This window comes from Methylobacterium sp. NFXW15 (assembly GCF_049887755.1).
Taxonomy (GTDB): domain Bacteria; phylum Pseudomonadota; class Alphaproteobacteria; order Rhizobiales; family Beijerinckiaceae; genus Methylobacterium.
In genome coordinates, this window is record NZ_JAGEKG010000001.1 from 754,936 (window position 1) to 772,851 (window position 17,916).

The following is a 17,916-nucleotide window of genomic DNA, read 5'->3' on the forward strand; positions in this document are numbered from 1 at the left end:
CTCGTTCGGGAGCCGCCGCGCGGGGCACGCCGCCACAGACCGGGAGCCGCCTTTGGCCACGACGATCATTCCCGTCGCCTCGTTCGATTGCGTCGTCTTCGGCGCGACCGGCGACCTGACCGCGCGCAAGCTCCTGCCCGCCCTGTATTACCGCTTCCGGGACGGGCAGATTCCCGGCACCAGCCGGATCATCGGCGCCTCGCGCTCGGAACTCTCCGTGGACGCGTTCCGCGAGCATGCCCGCGACGCCCTCAAGCGCTTCGTGCCGGGCCACGACCTGCCGGACGCCGCGCTGAACGACTTCCTCGCCCATCTCGATTACGTCGCCGTGGACGGTAAGGGCGATGAGGGGTGGGACGACCTCACGGCCAAGCTCGACGAGCGGCCGGATCAGGTGCGGCCCTACTACCTCGCCACCTCGCCCGACCTCTACGGCTCGATCTGCCGCAACCTCAGCAAGCACGGGTTGATCGGCGAGAAATCCCGCGTCGTGCTGGAGAAGCCGATCGGCAAGGATCTCAAATCCGCCAAGGCGATCAACGACGCGGTCGGCGAGGTCTTTCCCGAATCGCAGATCTTCCGGATCGACCACTACCTCGGCAAGGAGACGGTGCAGAACCTGCTCTCGCTCCGCTTCGCCAACACCATCTTCGAGCGCCTCTGGACGGCGGACGTGATCGACCACGTCCAGATCACCGTGGCCGAGACCGTCGGCGTCGAAGGCCGGGCGGGCTATTACGACACGTCCGGCGCCATGCGGGACATGCTGCAGAACCACATCCTGCAGTTGCTCTGTCTCACGGCGATGGAGAGCCCGCTCAACCTCGAAGCGAATTCCGTGCGCGACGAGAAGCTGAAGGTGCTGCGCGCCCTGAAGCCGATCACCGCCCATGACATCCAGACGGCGACGGTGCGCGGCCAGTACGTGGTGGGCGCGGTGGGTGGGCAGCCCGTGACCGGCTACCTCGACGAGCTCGGCCACGAGAGCCGGACCGAGACCTTCGTGGCGATGAAGGTCGAGATCCAGTCCGGGCGCTGGGCGGGGGTGCCGTTCTACCTGCGCACCGGCAAGCGCCTGCCGCAGAAGCTGTCCGAGATCGTGGTGCAGTTCCGCGCCTCGCCCTTCTCGATCTTCCCTACCGAGGCGTTCGGCCGGGAGCCGAACCGGCTGGTGATCCGCCTGCAACCGCAGGAAGGCATGAAGCTCGAGGTGATGACCAAGGATCCCGGTCCCGGCGGCCTGCGCCTGCGCCCGACGGACCTCGACATCTCCTTCGAGGAGACGTTCAAGCAGCGCTATCCCGACGCCTACGAGCGGCTGCTGATGGATGTGGTGCGCGGCAACGCCACCCTGTTCATGCGCCGCGACGAGGTGGAGGCCGCCTGGGCCTGGGCCGACGGCATCCTGAGCGCCTGGGCGGAGCGGCCCGAATCGCCGCGTCCTTATCCGGCGGGCTCCTGGGGGCCGACCGCCGCCATCGCCCTGATCGAGCGCGACGGACGCACGTGGCACGAGGAACTGCGGCTTTAAGGCAGGGGGCGAGCCAGGGTCACGGCTTGCCTTACGGCCAAGCTGCCCTTTTCCGGCCAAGCCTGGTCCCGACACTGCGCGTCCCGGGATACCGGGATGCGGACGGGACCAGGACCATGCAGGATCACGACAGCATCGATGCCGAGCGGCGCCTGCACCGCTCGGTCGATTCCGTGCTCAGGCTCATTCACGCGGCGCAGGCCGAGCGGCAGGCGCCGCCCGTGCAGGCCGCGCGCCAGCAGCTGGGGCAGATCTATCGCGCCACCCGCCTCGCGCGGGCGAAGGAGCGGCTCTCGGCGTCCTGAAGCGGGTTCCGGCTGGCGACCCCGGTAGGGCTCGAACCTACGACCTGCCGCTTAGAAGGCGGCTGCTCTATCCAGCTGAGCTACGGAGTCGGATGCCAGCCGGACCGAAAAGCCACGGGGGAGCGTTCCGGTCAAGGCATCCGGGGTGCCAGCCCTCGAAGGGCTTGCGGACGGGACTGGTTTTCGACACCTGACGGGCGCCGCCGCAAGGATCCCCTTCCCCGTGTCCGCCCCCTCTCCGCAGACCCCGTCTCCCCGCCGCGTCCGGCGCCGGGTGAGTACCGGGCGCGGTAGCCTCGCACAGCCCGGCGCCGACCTCACCCGCCTGCCGATCGGGCTCGACCCGCGCGGTATCCAGCTTTCCGAGGGCGTCAGAGCGGGCTTCGCCTTCGGCGTGGTCTTCCTGCTCCACGCCCTGTTCCCGTGGCCGCCGCTGCTATCGATGGCCTTCGCGGCCAACCTCGCCTGTTTCTGCGACACGGGCGGGCCGATGCATGCACGCCTGCGAGTGCTCACCACCTTCTCATTGATCGGCGGGCTGCTCTGGGGCGGGCTCGGCCTGCTGCGGCCGATGGGCCTGCCGGTGGTGGTGCCCGTGGCCTGCGCGGTGATCTTCGCCTGCACCTATATCCGGGTGTGGAGCATCCAGGCGCAGGCGGCGGGCAACGTGCTCGTCGTGGTGGTCTGCATCGCCCTCGACCGGGCGCTGAGCCCGGCCGAGGCCGGGACGGTGGCCTTGATGTTCGCCGCCGGGGGTCTGTGGGCGACCCTGCTCGCCCTCGTCATCTGGCGGCTCCACCCCTATCGCCCCGCGCACCGGGCCGTGGCCGAGGTGTGGCGCAGCCTCGCCCGGCTGGTGGGCGACCTCGAACGCCTCGCCGCCCTGCCAGAGCCGCAGGCCGAAGCGTTCGATGGCCATGCCCGCGCCCATCGCCGGGGCGTCCGTCTCGGCATCGAGACCGCGCGGGCGATGATCCTCGACCTCGCCCGCAGCCGCGAGCGCGTGTCCGAGCGTACCGCGCAGGCGTTGCTGCGGCTGGAGAGCGCGGAGCAGATCTTCTCCCACCTGATCGCCATCGCGGAACTCCTCGACAGCCGTCCCTCCCCGGCGCAGCGCGCCGCGGCGCAGCATGTCCTGCGGCGGCTGCGTCCGCTTCTCGCGGTGATCGCCCGCGCGATCCGCGAGGATGCCAGCCTCGACCTCGCGCGGCTGGAGCCGTCCCTTGTGCGCGTCGCGAAGGACGTCGCCGACGAGCCGACCCTGGCGCGGCTCGCCGAGCGGATCGTCGGCCGGGTGCGCATCGCCGCCAAGCTCTCCACGCCGGAGGGCTATCGACCCGGTGGCCTCGACGAGGGCGGGCGGCTCGGCTGGCGGGCGCGCTCCCTCGATCCGCTGGTGCAGAACTTCACTCCGTCCTCGCCCAACCTGCGCCACGCCCTACGGGCGACGCTGGTGGCGGCGCCCGCACTCGCGGCCACCCTCAGCTTCGGCGGAACCTTCGCGCATTGGCTGGTCATCACGCTGGTTCTGACCATGCAGCCCTTCTACGCGGCGACATGGCAGCGGGCGCTGGAGCGGATCGGCGGGACGGTGCTCGGCGGGCTGGTGGGCGCCGTTCTCGCCTATTATGCCGCCACGCCACTGTGGCAGGCCGGGATGATTCTCGCCCTCAGCATCGTCGGCTTCGCGGCGCGGCAGATCTCCTACGGCGTCTTCGTGACCTGCCTGACACCCCTCGTGGTGCTGCTGGTGGAGGTTCTGGAGCCGGGGCACAGTTCCTGGGAGATCGTGGCCGAGCGGGCCGGGTTCACCATCCTCGGCGGGCTCATCGCGGTGGCGAGTTGCCTCGTGCTTTGGCCGATCTGGGAGCCGGATCAGGTCCGGCAGGAGCTCCGACGGGCCCTGTCCACCCATGCCGACTTCGCCCGTGCCGTCCTGGCGGCGGGCGAGGGCCGTGATGCGGCCATCGACACGACCGCCCGTGAGGCGGGCTTGGCCCTCAACGATCTGGAGGCGGCCCTGTCCCGGGCCCTGCAGCAGCCCCGCGCCGGGCACCACCCGGAGGTCGAGGCGGCCATGGTGGCCGACGCGACTCTCAGACGAATCAGCGCCCGGCTCTCGGTCCTGCGGCACGCGCCGGACGCCACGGCTCCCATCGCGCCTGCCTGGAAGGACTGGATCGGCGACACCCTCGCCGGCCTCGGCGCGGATGCCCCCGCCCTGCCGCAGCGGCCCGAGGCGGCGCAGGGGCCTTCGCTGGCCCGGCTTGCCGCCCAGGTCGATCTGCTCACCGGCACCCTGCGCCCCGGCGACAGCCGCGCCGCCCTTCTCGCCCCGGCTTGAGCCGCCGCCCGGCGGCTGCTAGCAAGCAAATGCCCACGGGGACCGGGGCCGGATTAGCACAGCGGTAGTGCAGCGGTTTTGTAAACCGAAGGTCGGGGGTTCGATCCCCTCATCCGGCACCATCAGGCTTTCGCGCGGAGCCTCGCCACGGCTACGGCATTGGACAGGCCGAGGGCCGCGGCCCTGCGCTGCAGATTAACGCCAAGGGGCAGCATGGGAACGACGCGTCAGCGACCCATGAAGGCGCTGAGCATGTTCGCGGCCCGTGCCATCTGCTCGTCGTTCATGTCCGCGAGGGTCTGCTGGATGCGGCGGAGTAGCTTCCCGCGTTCCCCCTTGGGGAGAGCGTCGTCGCCCACTCCGAAGAGGGCCACGGGCGGGAGATTCAGGGCCAAGGCGATCCTTTCCACGGTGTCGAACGACGGTGCGGCAGAGCCCCGTTCGATCTTCCCAATGGTCTCGATGGAAAGGTCGACAAGGGTGGCAAGACGCTCCTGCGTCATGCCCTGGGCTCGCCTGTGATGGCGGACACCCGCACCGAAAACCTGCCTGAGTTCCACGTCCTACCTCCGACAAGTCATCTTCGGCGGCGGGTTTCACCCCGTGAGGAATCAGGGGTGCCGATTTCGCAGTTTGCGAATCAGAAATTCCTATATTCGAGAATAGGTCGTCTCGTTACGGGTCGTGCGAGAGCGCTCTCGCGAGCCGTCTCCTGACGCACGCTTCAGAGGTGACTTGATCCGTCGTGGCCGATGCAACCTGCCGTCGCGATGACAGGACGTTGGAAGCTGGCCCTCAATCGGTCAGCGCCGCGAGCATCCGGTTGGCGCGAGCGAGTTGCGCTTCGTTGAGGCGAGAGAGGCGCGCGTGGACCTTGCCGAGGAGGCGCGAACGCTCGCTGTCATGGGTGAGGACCGTGCCGACGCCGAAGAAAGCGACCGCGGGCACGTCGAGGATGTCGGCAAGGCGTTCGATCGTCACCATCGACGGCGCGGCGATGCCACGCTCCATCTTGCTGATCATTTCGGTCGAGAGCCCTACACGCTCGGCCAGCCCAGCCTGCGTCAGATATCGGCCCTTCCGGTGATGCCGCAGGTTCGCACCAAAGATGACCGCAAGCGACACGCCGTACCTCCGGGGACGGGGATTCCGCGGCAACGAGGGACGGCAAAAGAGACTATCATTGCGACTCGGAAAAAAGCCGTAATATAAGTACGAAATCCTGGCAAGAGGATTGGGCAGAGCGCCCCATGCCACACTGGCTATGGTTTTCCCTGTCTGGGTTGATGCTCGTAGCGGTTGCAGTGTTTGCCGGGATGATCGGCTGGATCATCGCCGAGCCGTGGCTCATCGCCCGCAGGATCCCCCCTCGGGAGATCGAGGCCCTGGCCGACGCGCTGATGCGCGAACATCCAGACGCTCCAGAGGCACAGGCGCTCCTTGAGGAGCACGCCGCGTGGCATCGCAGCCGCGCTCACGATCGGGTGCTGTGGAGCCTCGTGCGGCGCGAGATCCGGCGGCGGCAGACGGATGCGGGACGTCGCCCGCATCCGTCTTGAGGCGCCTCAGCGTCCGTAGACGTCCTCGATGCGGATAATGTCGTCCTCGCCGGTGTAGGAGCCGACCTGGACCTCGATGAGCTCCAGCGGGATCTTGCCCGGGTTAGCGAGGCGGTGGACGCAGCCGATCGGCAGATAGATCGCCTCGTTCTCGTGGACGAGCGTCACTTGATCGTCGACGGTCACCTCGGCGGTGCCATGCACCACCACCCAGTGCTCGGCACGGTGGAAGTGCTTCTGCAGCGAGAGACGCGCGCCGGGCTTCACGGTGATGCGCTTCACCTGGAAGCGCGTACCGATATCGATGCGCTGGTAGTTGCCCCAAGGGCGATACATCAGGCGGTGGGCGTCGGCCTCGGGCTCCTTCCGGGCCCGGAGCTGCTCCACGAGGTTCTTGACCTCGCCGCCGCGCTCGCGGCTCGTGACGAGCACCGCGTCGGGGGTCGAGACCACCACCACGTCGTCCAGGCCGACCACGGTGGTGAGCAACTCGCCCTCGCTATGAACGAGGCTGTTGCGGGTGCCGTGCAGGGCCACCCGGCCGCGCGTGGCATTCCCGTCCGCATCCTGCGGCGAGACCTCCCACAGGGCGCCCCAGGTGCCGATGTCCGACCACGGGAACGAGACCGGCAACACCGCCGCGCGGGTCGTATGCTCCATCACGGCATAGTCCACCGAGATCTGCGGCGATTGCAGGAAGGCCTCGGTGTCGAGGCGCAGGAAATCGAGGTCGCGCGTGGCCGCCGCGAGGGAGGCCTCGGCCGCCGCCAGGACCTCGGGGGAGTGGGTGCGCAACTCGTCGAGCATCACGTCCGCCCGGAACAGGAAGTAGCCGCTGTTCCACAGGGCGCCCTCGGCGATCAGCTGCTCGGCGCGGTCGGCCTTGGGCTTCTCGAGGAAACGCTCGACCTTGCGCGCACCGGCCTCTCCGGCCGCGCCGGCCAGGGGCGAACCGGGCTGGATGTAGCCGTAGGCGGTCGAGGGCGAGGTCGGCACGATGCCGAGCGTCATGATGAAGCCGGCCTTGGCGCCGAGACTCGCGGCGCGCACCGCGCTGAGGAAAGCGGCATCGTCGCCGACCACATGGTCAGCGGCGAGGATCAGCACCAGCGCGCTCGGGTTCCGGGCGGCGGCGTGGAGCGCGGCCACCGTGACGGCGGCGGCCGAATCGCGCCGGGCGGGTTCGAGCAGGATGTCGGCGGCGAGGCCCGCTTGGGCAAGCTGCTCGGCGACGATGAAGCGGGCGTCGTTGGCGGTGATGATCGCCGGGCGCGCGAAGACGCTCCCATCGGTCACGCGGGCGGCGGTCGCCTGGAAGGACGAGCGGTGCGCCTCGGCCAGGGGGATGAACTGCTTCGGAAAGCTCTCTCGCGAAGCGGGCCACAGGCGCGTGCCCGAGCCGCCACAGAGGATGACCGGATGGATGAGGTCTGTGGTGTCACCCGACATCGGTTCTCTCCTGCTGTCGCATCGGTCCAGGCTGGATCGGCAGACAACATGCCCTGGCGATCCGATGACTTGCGAGCTCTGAGCCCAGAAGCAAAAAGGCCCGGTTGAAGAATGAAAGTCGCTCCTGCCTCTTGCCCGATATCCAAGGGGTCATCTGCGAGAGACAGACAATCCAGGCATTCGGGACGAGGCCATTTCTTGTCATGCCGCATTGCACGCGGCAGGTCGAGCCCTCGAAGCGGCATCGTCACGGGGATGACGCGCTGCGGAGGAATCAGGGTGAACGGAGCGCGTTACTGCACGGACGGGTTGGTGCTCGCCACGATGGGGAGACCGGCGGGCAGTTCGCCGCAGGAGGTGCAGCGCAGGCGCTGGGCCACGGCGACGATATCCTCGTCGGCGCTGGCCTGGAGTTGACTCCAACTGGCCCAGGTCGAGGCGCGGCAGGTCGGACAGCGGGGAATACGCAGGCCGCGATGCCCGGTCTTCTCCCAGTCGCCCACCGTCTGCGGACGGAACACGGTCATGCCGATTCCATGGCCGACGCGACGATCATCGCGCCGGTCCGGACGAAGGCCGGATCGCGTTCCTGAGTCATCGTTATCCTCTGTTGCGATGCGTACGGGGGTCTATGCCGAATTGGCGGCCCCGCGTCGATCACTCAATAGTGAAAATACGAAAAAATATCTGACACGCGCATACAACCGTAACGCGATTGATTGGTTCCAGATACACGACTATTTTGAATTACTCGCGTTGAAACCTGCGTATTTTCTTGCTCTTGAATGCAGGCGGACGGTCACGCCGCCCCGGGACCGGGCAGCACCGCCTCGTCCCGGCGCAGGCCGACGCCACTGACGTTCTGCACGAACATGGCGCGCAGCAACGCCTCCATCTGCTCTGCGGCGGCCTCGATCGAGAGCCCGTCCTGCCGGATGTTGGAGATGCAGTTGCGCCGGGAATCGGGCAGGCCCGGCTCCGGCGCGAGCGTGATGTAGCAGCCGAGGCTGTCCGAAGCCGACAAGCCGGGCCGCTCGCCGATCAGCACCGCCACCGCCCGCGCCTTCAGCCGGGCTCCCACCGGATCGCCCAGGGCCACCCTCGCCTGCGTCGCGACGACCACGGGGGCGAGGCGCCACCCGGCGCGGTTCGCCCGCTCTGCCAGGGCGGTCGCCATCGGCACCGCGTTGAGGGCGACGGCCGTGGCCGAGAGGCCATCAGCGATTACGATGGCGAGGTCGCATCCGGCCCCATCGAGGGCAGCCTCGCACTCCGGGTTCATCATGCGCCCCCGGTCCGGCCGCCGCAGGTATTCCGCCCGGTCCGTCACATTGGACCGGACCTCTACGGATTCGAGCCCCTGCGCCGTCAACGCTTCGCGGATGGCCTCCGTATCGAGGGGTGTCCAGACCGCCTCGCGGGCACGGGCATGGTCGAGGCCGAAGGCCAGCGCCGCCGCCGTCGGCAGGCCCGCGCCGTGGGCGCCAAGCGCGATCCGCGCCTGGGTGAGGGAACGCAGATCGCGCAGGCTCGGGCGGGTGGGGGCGCTCATGCCGCCCTCCCCGGAAGGAGGCGGGAAGCGTCCGCGAAAGCGCCGGGTAATTCGCCCGCCGCCCCGGTGAGGCGACCGTGCTCGGCGGTGAGGCCGACCTCGCGCAGCCACGCCTCGAATTCCGGGGCCGGGGGGCGCCGGAGCGTCTCGCGGGCAAAAACCGCATCGTGATGAGACAGCGATTGGTAGTTCAGCATCACATCGTCCGCCCCCGGCACGGTGATGACGAAGTTCACCCCCGCCGCGCAGAGCAGGACCAGCAGGGCATCCATGTCCTCACCATCGGCGGAGGCGTGGTTGGTGTAGCAGACGTCGACCCCCATCGGCAGGCCGAGGAGTTTGCCGCAGAAATGATCCTCCAGCCCGGCGCGGATGATCTGCTTGCCGTCGTAGAGGTATTCCGGACCGATGAAGCCGACGACCGTGTTGACGAGGAGCGGCGCGAATTCACGCGCCACCGCGTAGGCGCGGGCCTCCATCGTCTGCTGATCGACGCCCCAATGGGCGTCGGCCGAGAGGGCCGAGCCCTGGCCCGTCTCGAAATACATGAACTGGCCGCCCACTGGGCAGCGGCCGAGAGCCAGGGCCGCCTGCTGCGCCTCACGCAACACCGCGAGATCGACACCGAAGCCGGCATTGGCCTTCTGTGAACCCGCCACGGACTGGAAGACGAGATCGACCGGGGCGCCCCGGGCCATGGCCTCGATCGCCACCGTCACGTGGCCGAGGCAGCAATGCTGGGTCGGCACGTTCAGGCGAAGGCGCAGGGTCTCCAGCAACTCGACGATGCGGATGTAATCCGGCAGCGAGTCGGTCGCCGGGTTGACCCCGATCACCGCATCGCCCGACCCCATCAACAATCCGTCGAGGGCGGAGACGAGAATGCCTTCCGACGAATCGGTCGGGTGGTTCGGCTGGTTGCGGGTGGAGAGGCGCCCGGGCAGACCGAGGGTCGAACGGAAGTGCGTCACCACCGGCCGCTTGGCGGCGATGGCGACGAGATCCTGAAGACGGCAGAGCTTCGAGACCGCGGCCACCATCTCCGGCGTCAGGCCGGGTGCCAGGGCTGCCAGCACCCGCGCATCGGCCTCCGGCGAGAGCAGCCACTCCCGAAAAGCGCCGACCGTGAGGGACGAGATGGGCGCGAAGGCCTCGCGATCGTGCCGCCGGGCGATGAGATCCGACACCTCATCGTCTTCGGAGGGGATCAGTTCCTGTTCGAGGAAGGTCTTGAGGGGGAGGTCGGCGAGCGCGATCTGCGCGGCGAGCCGTTCCACCGGGCCCTCCGCGGCGATGCCCGCGAGTTGGTCGCCCGACCGTTCCGGCGTCGCCTTAGCGAGCAGACTCTTGAGATCCGGAAAGCGGAAGCGCGTGCCTTCGATGGTGGTTGCATACGCCATGAAGGGGTCTCCCCGAAGCCGCGAGGAATCCTCGCCGTTTGCGGACAGGAACGCTAGGGCCCTCGTCTTGTTTCGGCCACGCTTGCCACTCAGGGAACGTTCATCCTCAGTCTCACATAGTCACTGCCAAGCTTTTGCTTGTTTCTAGATCATTTCTTGTTACATTGCTGAAACATTTGTCGATACTAATTCGTATTGGCTATTAATATCGCCTGAATACAGAGTTCAGAGCCGATTAAATCCCCAGATCATATCAGCGCCGCCATCAGGGCGATGCGCCGAAACGCAGCCGCACGGACCGTGAGACGGACCGGACGGAGGTGAGCCGGTCGGCCCGTCCGTCAGGACGAGACAATGACTGAGGAGCACGACATTGCGGCGGCCGCGACGGCCGCGATCAGGGCTGAGCCGGAACCCGCGTCAGGGCGGCGTGGCTCGGTCGATGCTGCCGCGCGTGCCCGGATCGGACGCGAATTGCAGCGCCACTACGCGCAGGTCCTCGCCCTGCCGATCCCCGACCACCTGCGCGCCCTCGTGGAGGGCCTTGCCGAGGACGGCAGGGCGACCGGGCGCGCCGAACGGGAGATTTCGCGATGATGCATTCCCTCGCACCGTCCGCCCCGCCGGTGGGGACGCCGCCGGGTGCCGACGCGGAGATGCGCGAGCTTCTGCTTGGCGCGATTCCCGCCTTGCGGGCCTTCGCCTTCTCGCTGACCTACGACCTGGACCGGTCCGATGACCTCGTACAGGACACGCTGGTGCGCGCCTGGACCCGAGCCGAGAGCTTCCGCCGGGGCACGAACCTGACGGCGTGGCTGTTCACCATCCTGCGCAACCTGTTCTACTCCGAGCAGCGCAAGCGCAAGCGCGAGGTGGAGGATGCCGATGGCCTCCATGCCGGACGCCTCACCGCCCTGCCGGAGCAGGAGGTGCGCATGGAGATGGCGCAGTTCCAGGAGGCGCTGAACCTGCTGCCGCACGCCCAGCGCGAGGCCCTGATCCTCGTGGGCGCGCAGAGCTTCACCTACGAGGAGGCGGCCGAGATCTGCGGCGTGGCAGTGGGCACCATCAAGAGCCGGGTGAGCCGCGCCCGGGTGCGGCTGATCGAGAGCCTCGGCATGCAGGGCACAGACGATATCGGCGCGGACGGCGCGACGCGGGCGGCGCTGGAAGACCGCTGAGCGCCGCTACTTGATGAGCCGCACCACCTCGCGGAAGCGGGGGTGGGCGGCGCTGCCAAGCCATTCGAACACCACCATCTCGGTGGTGACGATGTCGACCCCATGGGCCGCGAGGCGAGCCAGTGCCGCCTCGCGGTTCTCCGTGCGCCGGGAGGCCACAGCATCGCGCACCACGCGCACCCGGCGGCCGGCCGCCTTCAACCCCATCGCCGTCTGCAAGACGCAGATATGCGCCTCGCAGCCCGCCAGGACGACCTCGGCCCCATCCGGGACCCGGGCGAGGAAACCCTCCTCGCGCGTCACGTCGAACGCCATCTTGTCCACCACCTCGCCGCCTGCCAACGCCGGCACCGTCGAGCCCAGGGCACCGGGGTTCTGCTCGGTGATCAGCACGGGCACAGCGAGGATCGACGCCGCCTCCTTGAGCCGCCGGGCATTGGCGATCATCGCCTCCGACTCTGCCAGAGCCGGAACGAGCCGCGCCTGAATATCGACGAGGATGAGAAGCGAGCGGGTGGCGTCGAGGGACGGTTGCATGGAGCGGTTCAGTAGGCGGCGAAATAGTCGGCGATCTGCCCACGATCCTGCGTCACCGTCAGGGCGAGGGACAGAAGGATGCGCGCCTTCTGCGGTGTCAGGTTATCTGCGCTGAGGATGCCGCGCTCGCGCAGACGGGTGCTGAGAGGCACGACGCCGCTGCCCGCGCGGGTCGACATCACCACCACCAAGCCCGCCTCGACCGCCTCCGCCAGAGCATCGGCTTCAAGGGGCGGGACCATGCCGGGGGCAAGCCCCGCCGCAACGAGCCCCTTCGCGCCCGCCGCCCGGAAGGCCCGTACCGCCGTCCCGTCCGCATCGGCATAGGCGTAGGATACGTCCACCCGGGGCAGAGCCGTGATGGAACGGATATCGAAGGGCGTGCCGGGGGCATGCGCCCGCTCGGAGCGCCGATAGTACCGCACACTCTCGCCATCGACGTGGCCGAGCACGCCGAAATCCGGCGTGCGGAAGGTCTGGAGGCGGGTGACAGAGGTCTTAGTGACCTCGCGCGCCGCCTGGATCTCGTCGTTGAGCACGACGAGTACGCCGCGCCCGCGCGACGCCGGGGATGCGGCCGTCCGGACCGCGGCCACGAGGTTGAGCTTCGCATCGGTAGACAGGGCGGTCATCGGCCGCTGCGAGCCGACGATCACCACAGGCAGATCGACCGTCAGCGTCAGGCTCAAAGCATAGGCTGTCTCTTCCAGAGTCGCCGTGCCGTGGCCGATGACGATGCCCGCGAGATCGGGATGCTCGCCCGCCACCTGCTCGCAGAGCCGTACGAGATCGCGCCATTCCGCGAAGCCGATCCCCGGGCTCGTAACCGTCCGGAACGGCACCGGCACGACATTCGCCACTTCAGCCAGTTCAGGCACGGCAGCGACGATCTCGGTTGCGTCGAGACGCCGGTCGTTCGCGACGTAATCGAGGATGTCGAGGGAATCTCGGCCGAGGGACGAGAGCGTCCCGCCCGTACCGATGAAAGCGACTGTCGGCTTGCCGGTCATCCGTTTCATTCCCTTTTCGCGCGAACATGCGATGCCCGCCTCGGAGAGGGAGTGCAAGGGTTCGGCCGCGCGGGGCTCAGCTGCGAAAATCGAACAGCATGGGCGAGGCTGGCGCTGATGTGCCATGCCCGCGTGCTGTGTAGCCAGTCCCGCTCCGCCGACACGCCCGTGGAGGGCGTGTCGGCAGAGTGTCGATGTTGGTGCCGGGTCTACACGACGAGGTTCACGATCCTGCCGGGCACGACAATCACCTTCTTCGGCGCCTTGCCCTCCAGCACTTTCTGCACGGCTTCGAGGGCCAAAGTGGCGGCTTCGACGGCTTTGGCATCGGCAGCGCGCGGGACGGTGACATCCGCCCGCTTCTTGCCGTTGATCTGGACCGGCAGGGTGATCTCGTCCTCGACCAGCAGCCCGGCCTCGGCCTCCGGCCACGGCGCTGCCGCGACGAGGCCATCCCGGCCAAGCGCCGTCCAGCATTCCTCGGCGAGATGTGGCATCATCGGTGCGATGAGCTGGACGAGAATGCCGGCCGCTTCTCGCGCCGCGCCCTGCGAGACCGGGCCGCGCAGCCCTTCATCCAGGGCATTGGCCAAAGTGTAGACATGGGCCACGCAGCGGTTGAAGCGCAGCCGCTCCACGTCCTCGCCCACCGAGGCCAGTGCACGATGCGCGGCCTTGCGCAGGGCGAGGTCGGCCGCCCCGTCGCCCGAAGCCGCGCAAGCCGCATTCACGAGGCGCCACACGCGCTGCACGAACCGGGCAGCGCCCTGCACGCCCTCTTCCGTCCAGATTACGTCGCGCTCGGGCGGCGAGTCCGAGAGCATGAACCAGCGGGCGGTGTCAGCGCCGTAGCTCGCGATGATGTCGTCGGGGTCGACCACGTTCTTCTTCGACTTCGACATCTTCTCGATCGGCCCGATGGTTACCGGGCCGTTAGTTTTCACGTGAAACGCCTGCCGCTCTCCGCCGTCGGCGGTGAGCCGCACATCGGCCGGGGGGACCCAGGCGCCCGCCGCGTCCTTGTAGGTCTCGTGGACGACCATGCCCTGCGTGAACAGGCCCGCGAACGGCTCGGATACGCCGGACCAGCCGGTCTCGCGCATCGCACGGGTGAAGAAGCGGGCGTAGAGCAGGTGCAGGATCGCGTGCTCGATGCCGCCGATATACTGGTCCACCGGCAGCCAGCGGTTCACCGTCTCCGGGTCGGTCGGCTGATCGGTGAGCCACGGTGCGGTGAAGCGCGCGAAGTACCACGACGAGTCCACGAACGTGTCCATCGTGTCGGTCTCGCGCCGGGCGGCGGCTCCGCACGTCGGGCAGGGAACCTGACGCCACGCCGCGTCCCGCTCCAACGGGTTGCCCGGCTGGTCGAACGAGACCTCCTCCGGCAGCTTTACCGGAAGGTCTTCGACCGGCACCGGCACCGGGCCGCAGCTGTCGCAATGGATGATCGGGATCGGGCAGCCCCAGTAGCGCTGGCGCGAGACGCCCCAGTCGCGCAGGCGGAACTGCACCTTGCGGGTCGCGACGCCCTCCCCTTCGAGGCGATTCGCGACCGCGTTGAAGGCGGCCTGCGTGCCCATGCCGTCGAGGAAGCGCGAATTGATCATCCGCCCGTCGCCGTCATAGGCGGTATCGGTGATGACGAAGCTCGCCGGGTCCTGCCCCTCAGGGCAGACGACCGGTGTGTTGCCGAGCCCGTACTTGTTGGCAAAGTCGAGGTCGCGCTGGTCATGCGCCGGGCAGCCGAACACGGCCCCGGTGCCGTATTCCATCAGAACGAAATTCGCGACGTAGACCGGCAAGTCCCAGGACGGGTCGAGGGGGTGGCGCACCCGTAGGCCCGTGTCGAAGCCGAGCTTCTCCGCCGTGTCGATGGCCGCCTGCGCCGTGCCGATGCGCTGGCATTCGGCGATGAAGCCCTGCAGCGCTTCGTTGCCTTCGGCTAGGCTCGCCGCGATCGGATGGTCGGCGGCAATCGCCAGGAACTTGGCACCGAACAGCGTGTCGGGCCGGGTCGTGTAGACGGTGACACTATCCCCGTAGCCGGCAACATTCTGCGTCAGGTCGAACCGGACCTCCAGGCCCTCGGAGCGGCCGATCCAGTTCTTCTGCATCAGCCGGACCTTCTCCGGCCAACGGTCGAGCCCGTCGAGGGCGGTGAGCAGATTCTCCGCGAAATCGGTGATCTTGAAGAACCACTGGGTCAGCTCGCGCTGCTCCACCAGCGCGCCCGAGCGCCAGCCGCGGCCGTCGATCACCTGCTCGTTGGCGAGCACGGTGTGGTCCACCGGGTCCCAATTCACCTTCGCCGTGCGGCGCGTCACCAGCCCCTTCTCGAGGAAGTCGAGGAACATGCGCTGCTGATGCTTGTAGTAGCTCGGATCGCAGGTCGCGATCTCACGGCTCCAATCCAGCGACAGGCCCATGGATTGGAGCTGTCCGCGCATGGTGGCGATGTTGTCGTAGGTCCAGGCGCGCGGGTTGACCTTGCGCTCCATCGCGGCGTTCTCGGCGGGCAGGCCGAACGCGTCCCAGCCCATCGGGTGCAGCACGCTGAAGCCCTTGGCGCGCTTGTAGCGGGCCACCACGTCGCCCATCGCGTAGTTGCGCACGTGGCCCATATGGATGCGCCCCGACGGATAAGGGAACATCTCCAGCACGTAGTATTTCGGACGGGGGTCCGCGTTGTCCGTCTCGAAGATCTTGGCCTGCGACCACGCCGCCTGCCAGCGCGGCTCGGCATCCTTGGCGTTGTAGCGTTCGATCGGGGTGGGTGCGTCGGTCATCGGGCCAAGTCTGTCGCAGGAACGAGCCTGTCGCGGGAACGGGCGTCTTGCGGCGCAGTAGCATATCCAAGAGGCGGCGGGTCAACGGGCCTTGCATGGCCGCTCCGTCCATGCTTGCCCCGGGTCGCTCGACCCAAGGAGACACGATCATGGCCGCCCCCCTGCCCGGACCGCCCCCCCGCTCCGACATCGGGCACATCCCACCGGTGGGTGAGGCCGACGTCGCCGCCGGGCTCGCGGAGGTGCGCGAGGGTGTGGCCCGCGCCGCCCGCGACAGCGACCGGGACCCGGCGGAGGTCCATCTCATCGCCATCTCGAAGACCATTCCGGCCGAGGGCATCCTCCCGGCACTCGAAGCCGGGCAGCGGTTGTTCGGCGAGAATTACGTGCAGGAATCGGCCGCGAAATGGCCCACCCTGAAGGAGCGATTCCCGGATGTGGAATTGCACCTCGTCGGCCCCCTGCAATCGAACAAGGCCCGCGAAGCGGTCGCCCTGTTCGACGTGATCCATTCCCTCGACCGGCTGTCGCTCGCCGCCGCCCTGGCCAAGGAGATCACCCGCACCGGGCGGACGCCGAAGCTGCTGATCCAAGTGAATACCGGCGATGAGCCGCAAAAGGGCGGCGTCCCGGTCGATCAGCTCGATACGCTGCTTGCCGAGTGCCGGGACACGCATGGGCTCGCGATTCAGGGGCTGATGTGCATCCCGCCCGTAGAGGATCCGCCCTCGGCCCATTTCGCGCTGCTGGCGAAGCTCGCATGCGAGCGCAACCTGCCGATCCTGTCCATGGGCATGAGCAGCGACTACCCGGCGGCGATCCAGGTCGGCGCGACCCATGTCCGCGTCGGCACCGCCATCTTCGGCCAGCGGCTCAAGAAGGCCTGAACCTCCGCCGTCATTGCGAACGGAGCGAAGCAATGAGGGAGGCGCCACGTCCGGAAGCGGCCCTCCGTCCCTGGATTGCTTCGCTGTCCTCGCAATGACGGGAGGGGCTGGTGCCGAAGGCTCAGTCGATCACCAGCCGGTAGCCGACGCCGCGCACCGTCTGCAGGAAGGACGGGTTGGCGGGATCGACCTCGATCTTCCGGCGCAGGCGGTTCATCTGCACGTCGATGGCGCGCTCGGCTGCGGCACCGCCCACCCCGGCCAAGTGCTCGCGCTCGACGGCCGCGCCGGCGGCCTGGGCGAGGATCGACAGGATCTCGCGCTCACGCTCGGTGATGCGCAGGGTCTCGCCGTCGCGGCGCAACTCGCCCCGGTCCGGGCGGAAGACGAAAGGCCCGAACGCCACGGGCGCCGCGTCTGCGTCGCGCGGTCGGACGGGCCCCCGGTTGATGATGTTGTTGAGACGCAGCGTCAGTTCACGCGGGTCGAAGGGCTTGGGCAGGTAATCGTCGGCGCCGATCTCCAGCCCCATCACCCGGTCGTTGGGGTTCGAGCGGGCGGTGAGCATCAGGATCGGGACCTTCGAGGTCTCACGCACGCTGCGGGCGTAATCGAACCCGTTCTCACCGGGCATCATCACGTCGAGCACCATGGCGTCGAAGACGAGGGCCTGGGCGCGAGCCCGCGCCTCCTCGGCGCTCGCCGCCGCCGTCACACGGAAGCCCTGCTCCGCAAGGTAACGGGCCAGCAATTCGCGCAGGCGCCGGTCGTCATCGACCACGAGGATGTGGGGCGCCTCGTCAGGCAGGTCGGCGGCCTCGGTCCGGACGGGATGAGCCATCAAGCGCCTCCTCCGTCGCGCACGGGCCGCACGCTCCGGCGGGCCATGAGGCGGCGTACCGCCGGCCTGTCCTCCGGCTCGATCATCGCCATCAGGAAATCCTCCGGTGAGGCGGTCGCGTCCGGCGAGGCGAGCGCCCGCGCGAGGCGCCGGGCCTGGACGCGGGTGAGGTCTGCGGCGAGCGCCGCGCCCGATTCGGTGCAGGTCAGGAGTCGCTGGCGCCGGTCGCTCGTGCCCGGCCGCTGCTCGACATAGCCCTGGCCGATCAGGTCCTTCAGAACCCGGTTGAGGCTCTGCTTGGTGATCCGCAGGATGTCGAGGAGCTCGGCGATGGTCAGACCGGGATAGCGGTCGACGAAGTGCAGCACCCGGTGGTGCGCCCGGCCGAAGCCGTAGGCCGACAGGATCCGGTCGGGATCGCCGACGAAGTCACGATAGGCGAAGAACAGGAGCTCGATCAGGTCGTCTCCGGCGGGCTCATGCCGCACCGTGCCGACGACGGATTTCGAGACGAAAGGCTCCTCGCGCGGG

The 17,916-nt window shown here is 68.5% G+C and carries 18 protein-coding genes and 2 tRNA genes; 8 read left to right on the forward strand and 12 right to left on the reverse strand.

Annotation, left to right across the window (positions count from 1 at the left end):
- Positions 1-52 precede the first annotated feature (52 nt).
- On the forward strand, positions 53-1,531 hold the full coding sequence (gene zwf, locus J4O73_RS03605) for a glucose-6-phosphate dehydrogenase (protein WP_426214629.1): 1,479 nt from the start codon (positions 53-55) through the stop codon (positions 1,529-1,531).
- A 116-nt stretch (positions 1,532-1,647) separates the two neighbouring features.
- Positions 1,648-1,836, forward strand: coding sequence for a hypothetical protein (locus J4O73_RS03610; protein WP_426214631.1), 189 nt, complete (start codon positions 1,648-1,650; stop codon positions 1,834-1,836).
- Positions 1,837-1,849: 13 nt separating this feature from the next.
- On the opposite strand, the gene J4O73_RS03615 is transcribed toward J4O73_RS03610, so the two are convergent.
- A tRNA-Arg gene (locus J4O73_RS03615) sits at positions 1,850-1,926 on the reverse strand.
- A 133-nt stretch (positions 1,927-2,059) separates the two neighbouring features.
- Between J4O73_RS03615 and J4O73_RS03620 the strand changes: the two genes are divergently transcribed.
- Positions 2,060-4,180, forward strand: coding sequence for an FUSC family protein (locus J4O73_RS03620; RefSeq protein WP_426214633.1), 2,121 nt, complete (start codon positions 2,060-2,062; stop codon positions 4,178-4,180).
- A gap of 47 nt (positions 4,181-4,227) precedes the next feature.
- Positions 4,228-4,302, forward strand: a tRNA-Thr gene (locus tag J4O73_RS03625).
- Between the two features lie 105 nt (positions 4,303-4,407).
- On the opposite strand, the gene J4O73_RS03630 is transcribed toward J4O73_RS03625, so the two are convergent.
- Together J4O73_RS03630 and J4O73_RS03635 are read right to left on the reverse strand one after the other, a co-directional pair.
- Positions 4,408-4,740: a helix-turn-helix domain-containing protein gene (locus J4O73_RS03630; RefSeq protein WP_426214635.1), complete on the reverse strand. Its 333-nt coding sequence runs from the start codon at positions 4,738-4,740 to the stop codon at positions 4,408-4,410.
- Positions 4,741-4,975: 235 nt separating this feature from the next.
- Positions 4,976-5,305 carry a helix-turn-helix domain-containing protein gene (locus tag J4O73_RS03635; RefSeq protein ID WP_426214637.1) on the reverse strand — a complete coding sequence of 110 codons (330 nt, stop codon included), beginning with the start codon at positions 5,303-5,305 and terminating at the stop codon, positions 4,976-4,978.
- A 125-nt stretch (positions 5,306-5,430) separates the two neighbouring features.
- Between J4O73_RS03635 and J4O73_RS03640 the strand changes: the two genes are divergently transcribed.
- Positions 5,431-5,739: a hypothetical protein gene (locus tag J4O73_RS03640; protein WP_426214639.1), complete on the forward strand. Its 309-nt coding sequence runs from the start codon at positions 5,431-5,433 to the stop codon at positions 5,737-5,739.
- A gap of 6 nt (positions 5,740-5,745) precedes the next feature.
- Here the strand turns inward: J4O73_RS03640 and J4O73_RS03645 are convergent, their stop codons facing one another.
- The 4 genes from J4O73_RS03645 to J4O73_RS03660 form a co-directional block, all read right to left on the reverse strand.
- The gene (locus J4O73_RS03645; RefSeq protein WP_426214641.1) at positions 5,746-7,188 is read right to left on the reverse strand and encodes a mannose-1-phosphate guanylyltransferase/mannose-6-phosphate isomerase; all 1,443 of its coding nucleotides are present in this window, start codon (positions 7,186-7,188) and stop codon (positions 5,746-5,748) included.
- 293 nt (positions 7,189-7,481) lie between these two features.
- Positions 7,482-7,715 carry a hypothetical protein gene (locus tag J4O73_RS03650; protein WP_426214643.1) on the reverse strand — a complete coding sequence of 78 codons (234 nt, stop codon included), beginning with the start codon at positions 7,713-7,715 and terminating at the stop codon, positions 7,482-7,484.
- Between the two features lie 272 nt (positions 7,716-7,987).
- Positions 7,988-8,740 (reverse strand): ethanolamine ammonia-lyase subunit EutC, encoded by a 753-nt coding sequence (eutC, locus tag J4O73_RS03655; RefSeq protein WP_426214645.1) that lies wholly within the window; start codon positions 8,738-8,740, stop codon positions 7,988-7,990.
- Positions 8,737-10,140: an ethanolamine ammonia-lyase subunit EutB gene (locus J4O73_RS03660; protein WP_426214647.1), complete on the reverse strand. Its 1,404-nt coding sequence runs from the start codon at positions 10,138-10,140 to the stop codon at positions 8,737-8,739. Before J4O73_RS03660 ends, eutC begins: the two co-directional genes overlap by 4 nt.
- A gap of 354 nt (positions 10,141-10,494) precedes the next feature.
- Between J4O73_RS03660 and J4O73_RS03665 the strand changes: the two genes are divergently transcribed.
- Both J4O73_RS03665 and J4O73_RS03670 read left to right on the forward strand, forming a co-directional pair.
- Positions 10,495-10,737 (forward strand): NepR family anti-sigma factor, encoded by a 243-nt coding sequence (locus J4O73_RS03665; protein ID WP_426214649.1) that lies wholly within the window; start codon positions 10,495-10,497, stop codon positions 10,735-10,737.
- A complete protein-coding gene (locus J4O73_RS03670; protein ID WP_378968149.1) occupies positions 10,734-11,321 on the forward strand; it encodes a sigma-70 family RNA polymerase sigma factor in 588 nt (195 codons plus the stop codon). Before J4O73_RS03665 ends, J4O73_RS03670 begins: the two co-directional genes overlap by 4 nt.
- A 6-nt stretch (positions 11,322-11,327) precedes the next feature.
- Here the strand turns inward: J4O73_RS03670 and J4O73_RS03675 are convergent, their stop codons facing one another.
- From J4O73_RS03675 to leuS, 3 genes are all read right to left on the reverse strand, one after another.
- Positions 11,328-11,858 carry an isochorismatase family protein gene (locus J4O73_RS03675; protein ID WP_426214652.1) on the reverse strand — a complete coding sequence of 177 codons (531 nt, stop codon included), beginning with the start codon at positions 11,856-11,858 and terminating at the stop codon, positions 11,328-11,330.
- Between the two features lie 8 nt (positions 11,859-11,866).
- Positions 11,867-12,868: an asparaginase gene (locus J4O73_RS03680; protein ID WP_426214910.1), complete on the reverse strand. Its 1,002-nt coding sequence runs from the start codon at positions 12,866-12,868 to the stop codon at positions 11,867-11,869.
- 209 nt (positions 12,869-13,077) lie between these two features.
- The gene (gene leuS / locus J4O73_RS03685) at positions 13,078-15,657 is read right to left on the reverse strand and encodes a leucine--tRNA ligase (protein ID WP_426214654.1); all 2,580 of its coding nucleotides are present in this window, start codon (positions 15,655-15,657) and stop codon (positions 13,078-13,080) included.
- A 149-nt stretch (positions 15,658-15,806) separates the two neighbouring features.
- Here leuS and J4O73_RS03690 point away from each other — a divergent pair, with 149 nt between their 5' ends.
- Positions 15,807-16,544, forward strand: a complete 738-nt coding sequence (locus J4O73_RS03690) for a YggS family pyridoxal phosphate-dependent enzyme (protein ID WP_426214656.1) — start codon at positions 15,807-15,809, stop codon at positions 16,542-16,544.
- A 121-nt stretch (positions 16,545-16,665) separates the two neighbouring features.
- Here the strand turns inward: J4O73_RS03690 and J4O73_RS03695 are convergent, their stop codons facing one another.
- Both J4O73_RS03695 and J4O73_RS03700 read right to left on the reverse strand, forming a co-directional pair.
- A complete protein-coding gene (locus J4O73_RS03695; RefSeq protein ID WP_426214658.1) occupies positions 16,666-17,385 on the reverse strand; it encodes a response regulator in 720 nt (239 codons plus the stop codon).
- Positions 17,385-17,873, reverse strand: a complete 489-nt coding sequence (locus J4O73_RS03700; RefSeq protein ID WP_378975323.1) for a MarR family winged helix-turn-helix transcriptional regulator — start codon at positions 17,871-17,873, stop codon at positions 17,385-17,387. Before J4O73_RS03700 ends, J4O73_RS03695 begins: the two co-directional genes overlap by 1 nt.
- Positions 17,874-17,916: the final 43 nt, after the last annotated feature.

What these genes read in the sequence shown, in the direction of transcription:
- J4O73_RS03610 (WP_426214631.1), top strand. Translation starts at nt 1,648, where the DNA reads ATGCAGGATCACGACAGCATCGATGCCGAGCGGCGCCTGCACCGCTCG.
- J4O73_RS03640 (WP_426214639.1), top strand. Translation starts at nt 5,431, where the DNA reads ATGCCACACTGGCTATGGTTTTCCCTGTCTGGGTTGATGCTCGTAGCG.
- J4O73_RS03645 (WP_426214641.1), bottom strand. Translation starts at nt 7,188, where the DNA reads ATGTCGGGTGACACCACAGACCTCATCCATCCGGTCATCCTCTGTGGC.
- J4O73_RS03650 (WP_426214643.1), bottom strand. Translation starts at nt 7,715, where the DNA reads ATGACCGTGTTCCGTCCGCAGACGGTGGGCGACTGGGAGAAGACCGGG.
- eutC (WP_426214645.1), bottom strand. Translation starts at nt 8,740, where the DNA reads ATGAGCGCCCCCACCCGCCCGAGCCTGCGCGATCTGCGTTCCCTCACC.
- J4O73_RS03660 (WP_426214647.1), bottom strand. Translation starts at nt 10,140, where the DNA reads ATGGCGTATGCAACCACCATCGAAGGCACGCGCTTCCGCTTTCCGGAT.
- J4O73_RS03665 (WP_426214649.1), top strand. Translation starts at nt 10,495, where the DNA reads ATGACTGAGGAGCACGACATTGCGGCGGCCGCGACGGCCGCGATCAGG.
- J4O73_RS03670 (WP_378968149.1), top strand. Translation starts at nt 10,734, where the DNA reads ATGATGCATTCCCTCGCACCGTCCGCCCCGCCGGTGGGGACGCCGCCG.
- J4O73_RS03675 (WP_426214652.1), bottom strand. Translation starts at nt 11,858, where the DNA reads ATGCAACCGTCCCTCGACGCCACCCGCTCGCTTCTCATCCTCGTCGAT.
- J4O73_RS03680 (WP_426214910.1), bottom strand. Translation starts at nt 12,868, where the DNA reads ATGACCGGCAAGCCGACAGTCGCTTTCATCGGTACGGGCGGGACGCTC.
- leuS (WP_426214654.1), bottom strand. Translation starts at nt 15,657, where the DNA reads ATGACCGACGCACCCACCCCGATCGAACGCTACAACGCCAAGGATGCC.
- J4O73_RS03690 (WP_426214656.1), top strand. Translation starts at nt 15,807, where the DNA reads ATGGCCGCCCCCCTGCCCGGACCGCCCCCCCGCTCCGACATCGGGCAC.
- J4O73_RS03695 (WP_426214658.1), bottom strand. Translation starts at nt 17,385, where the DNA reads ATGGCTCATCCCGTCCGGACCGAGGCCGCCGACCTGCCTGACGAGGCG.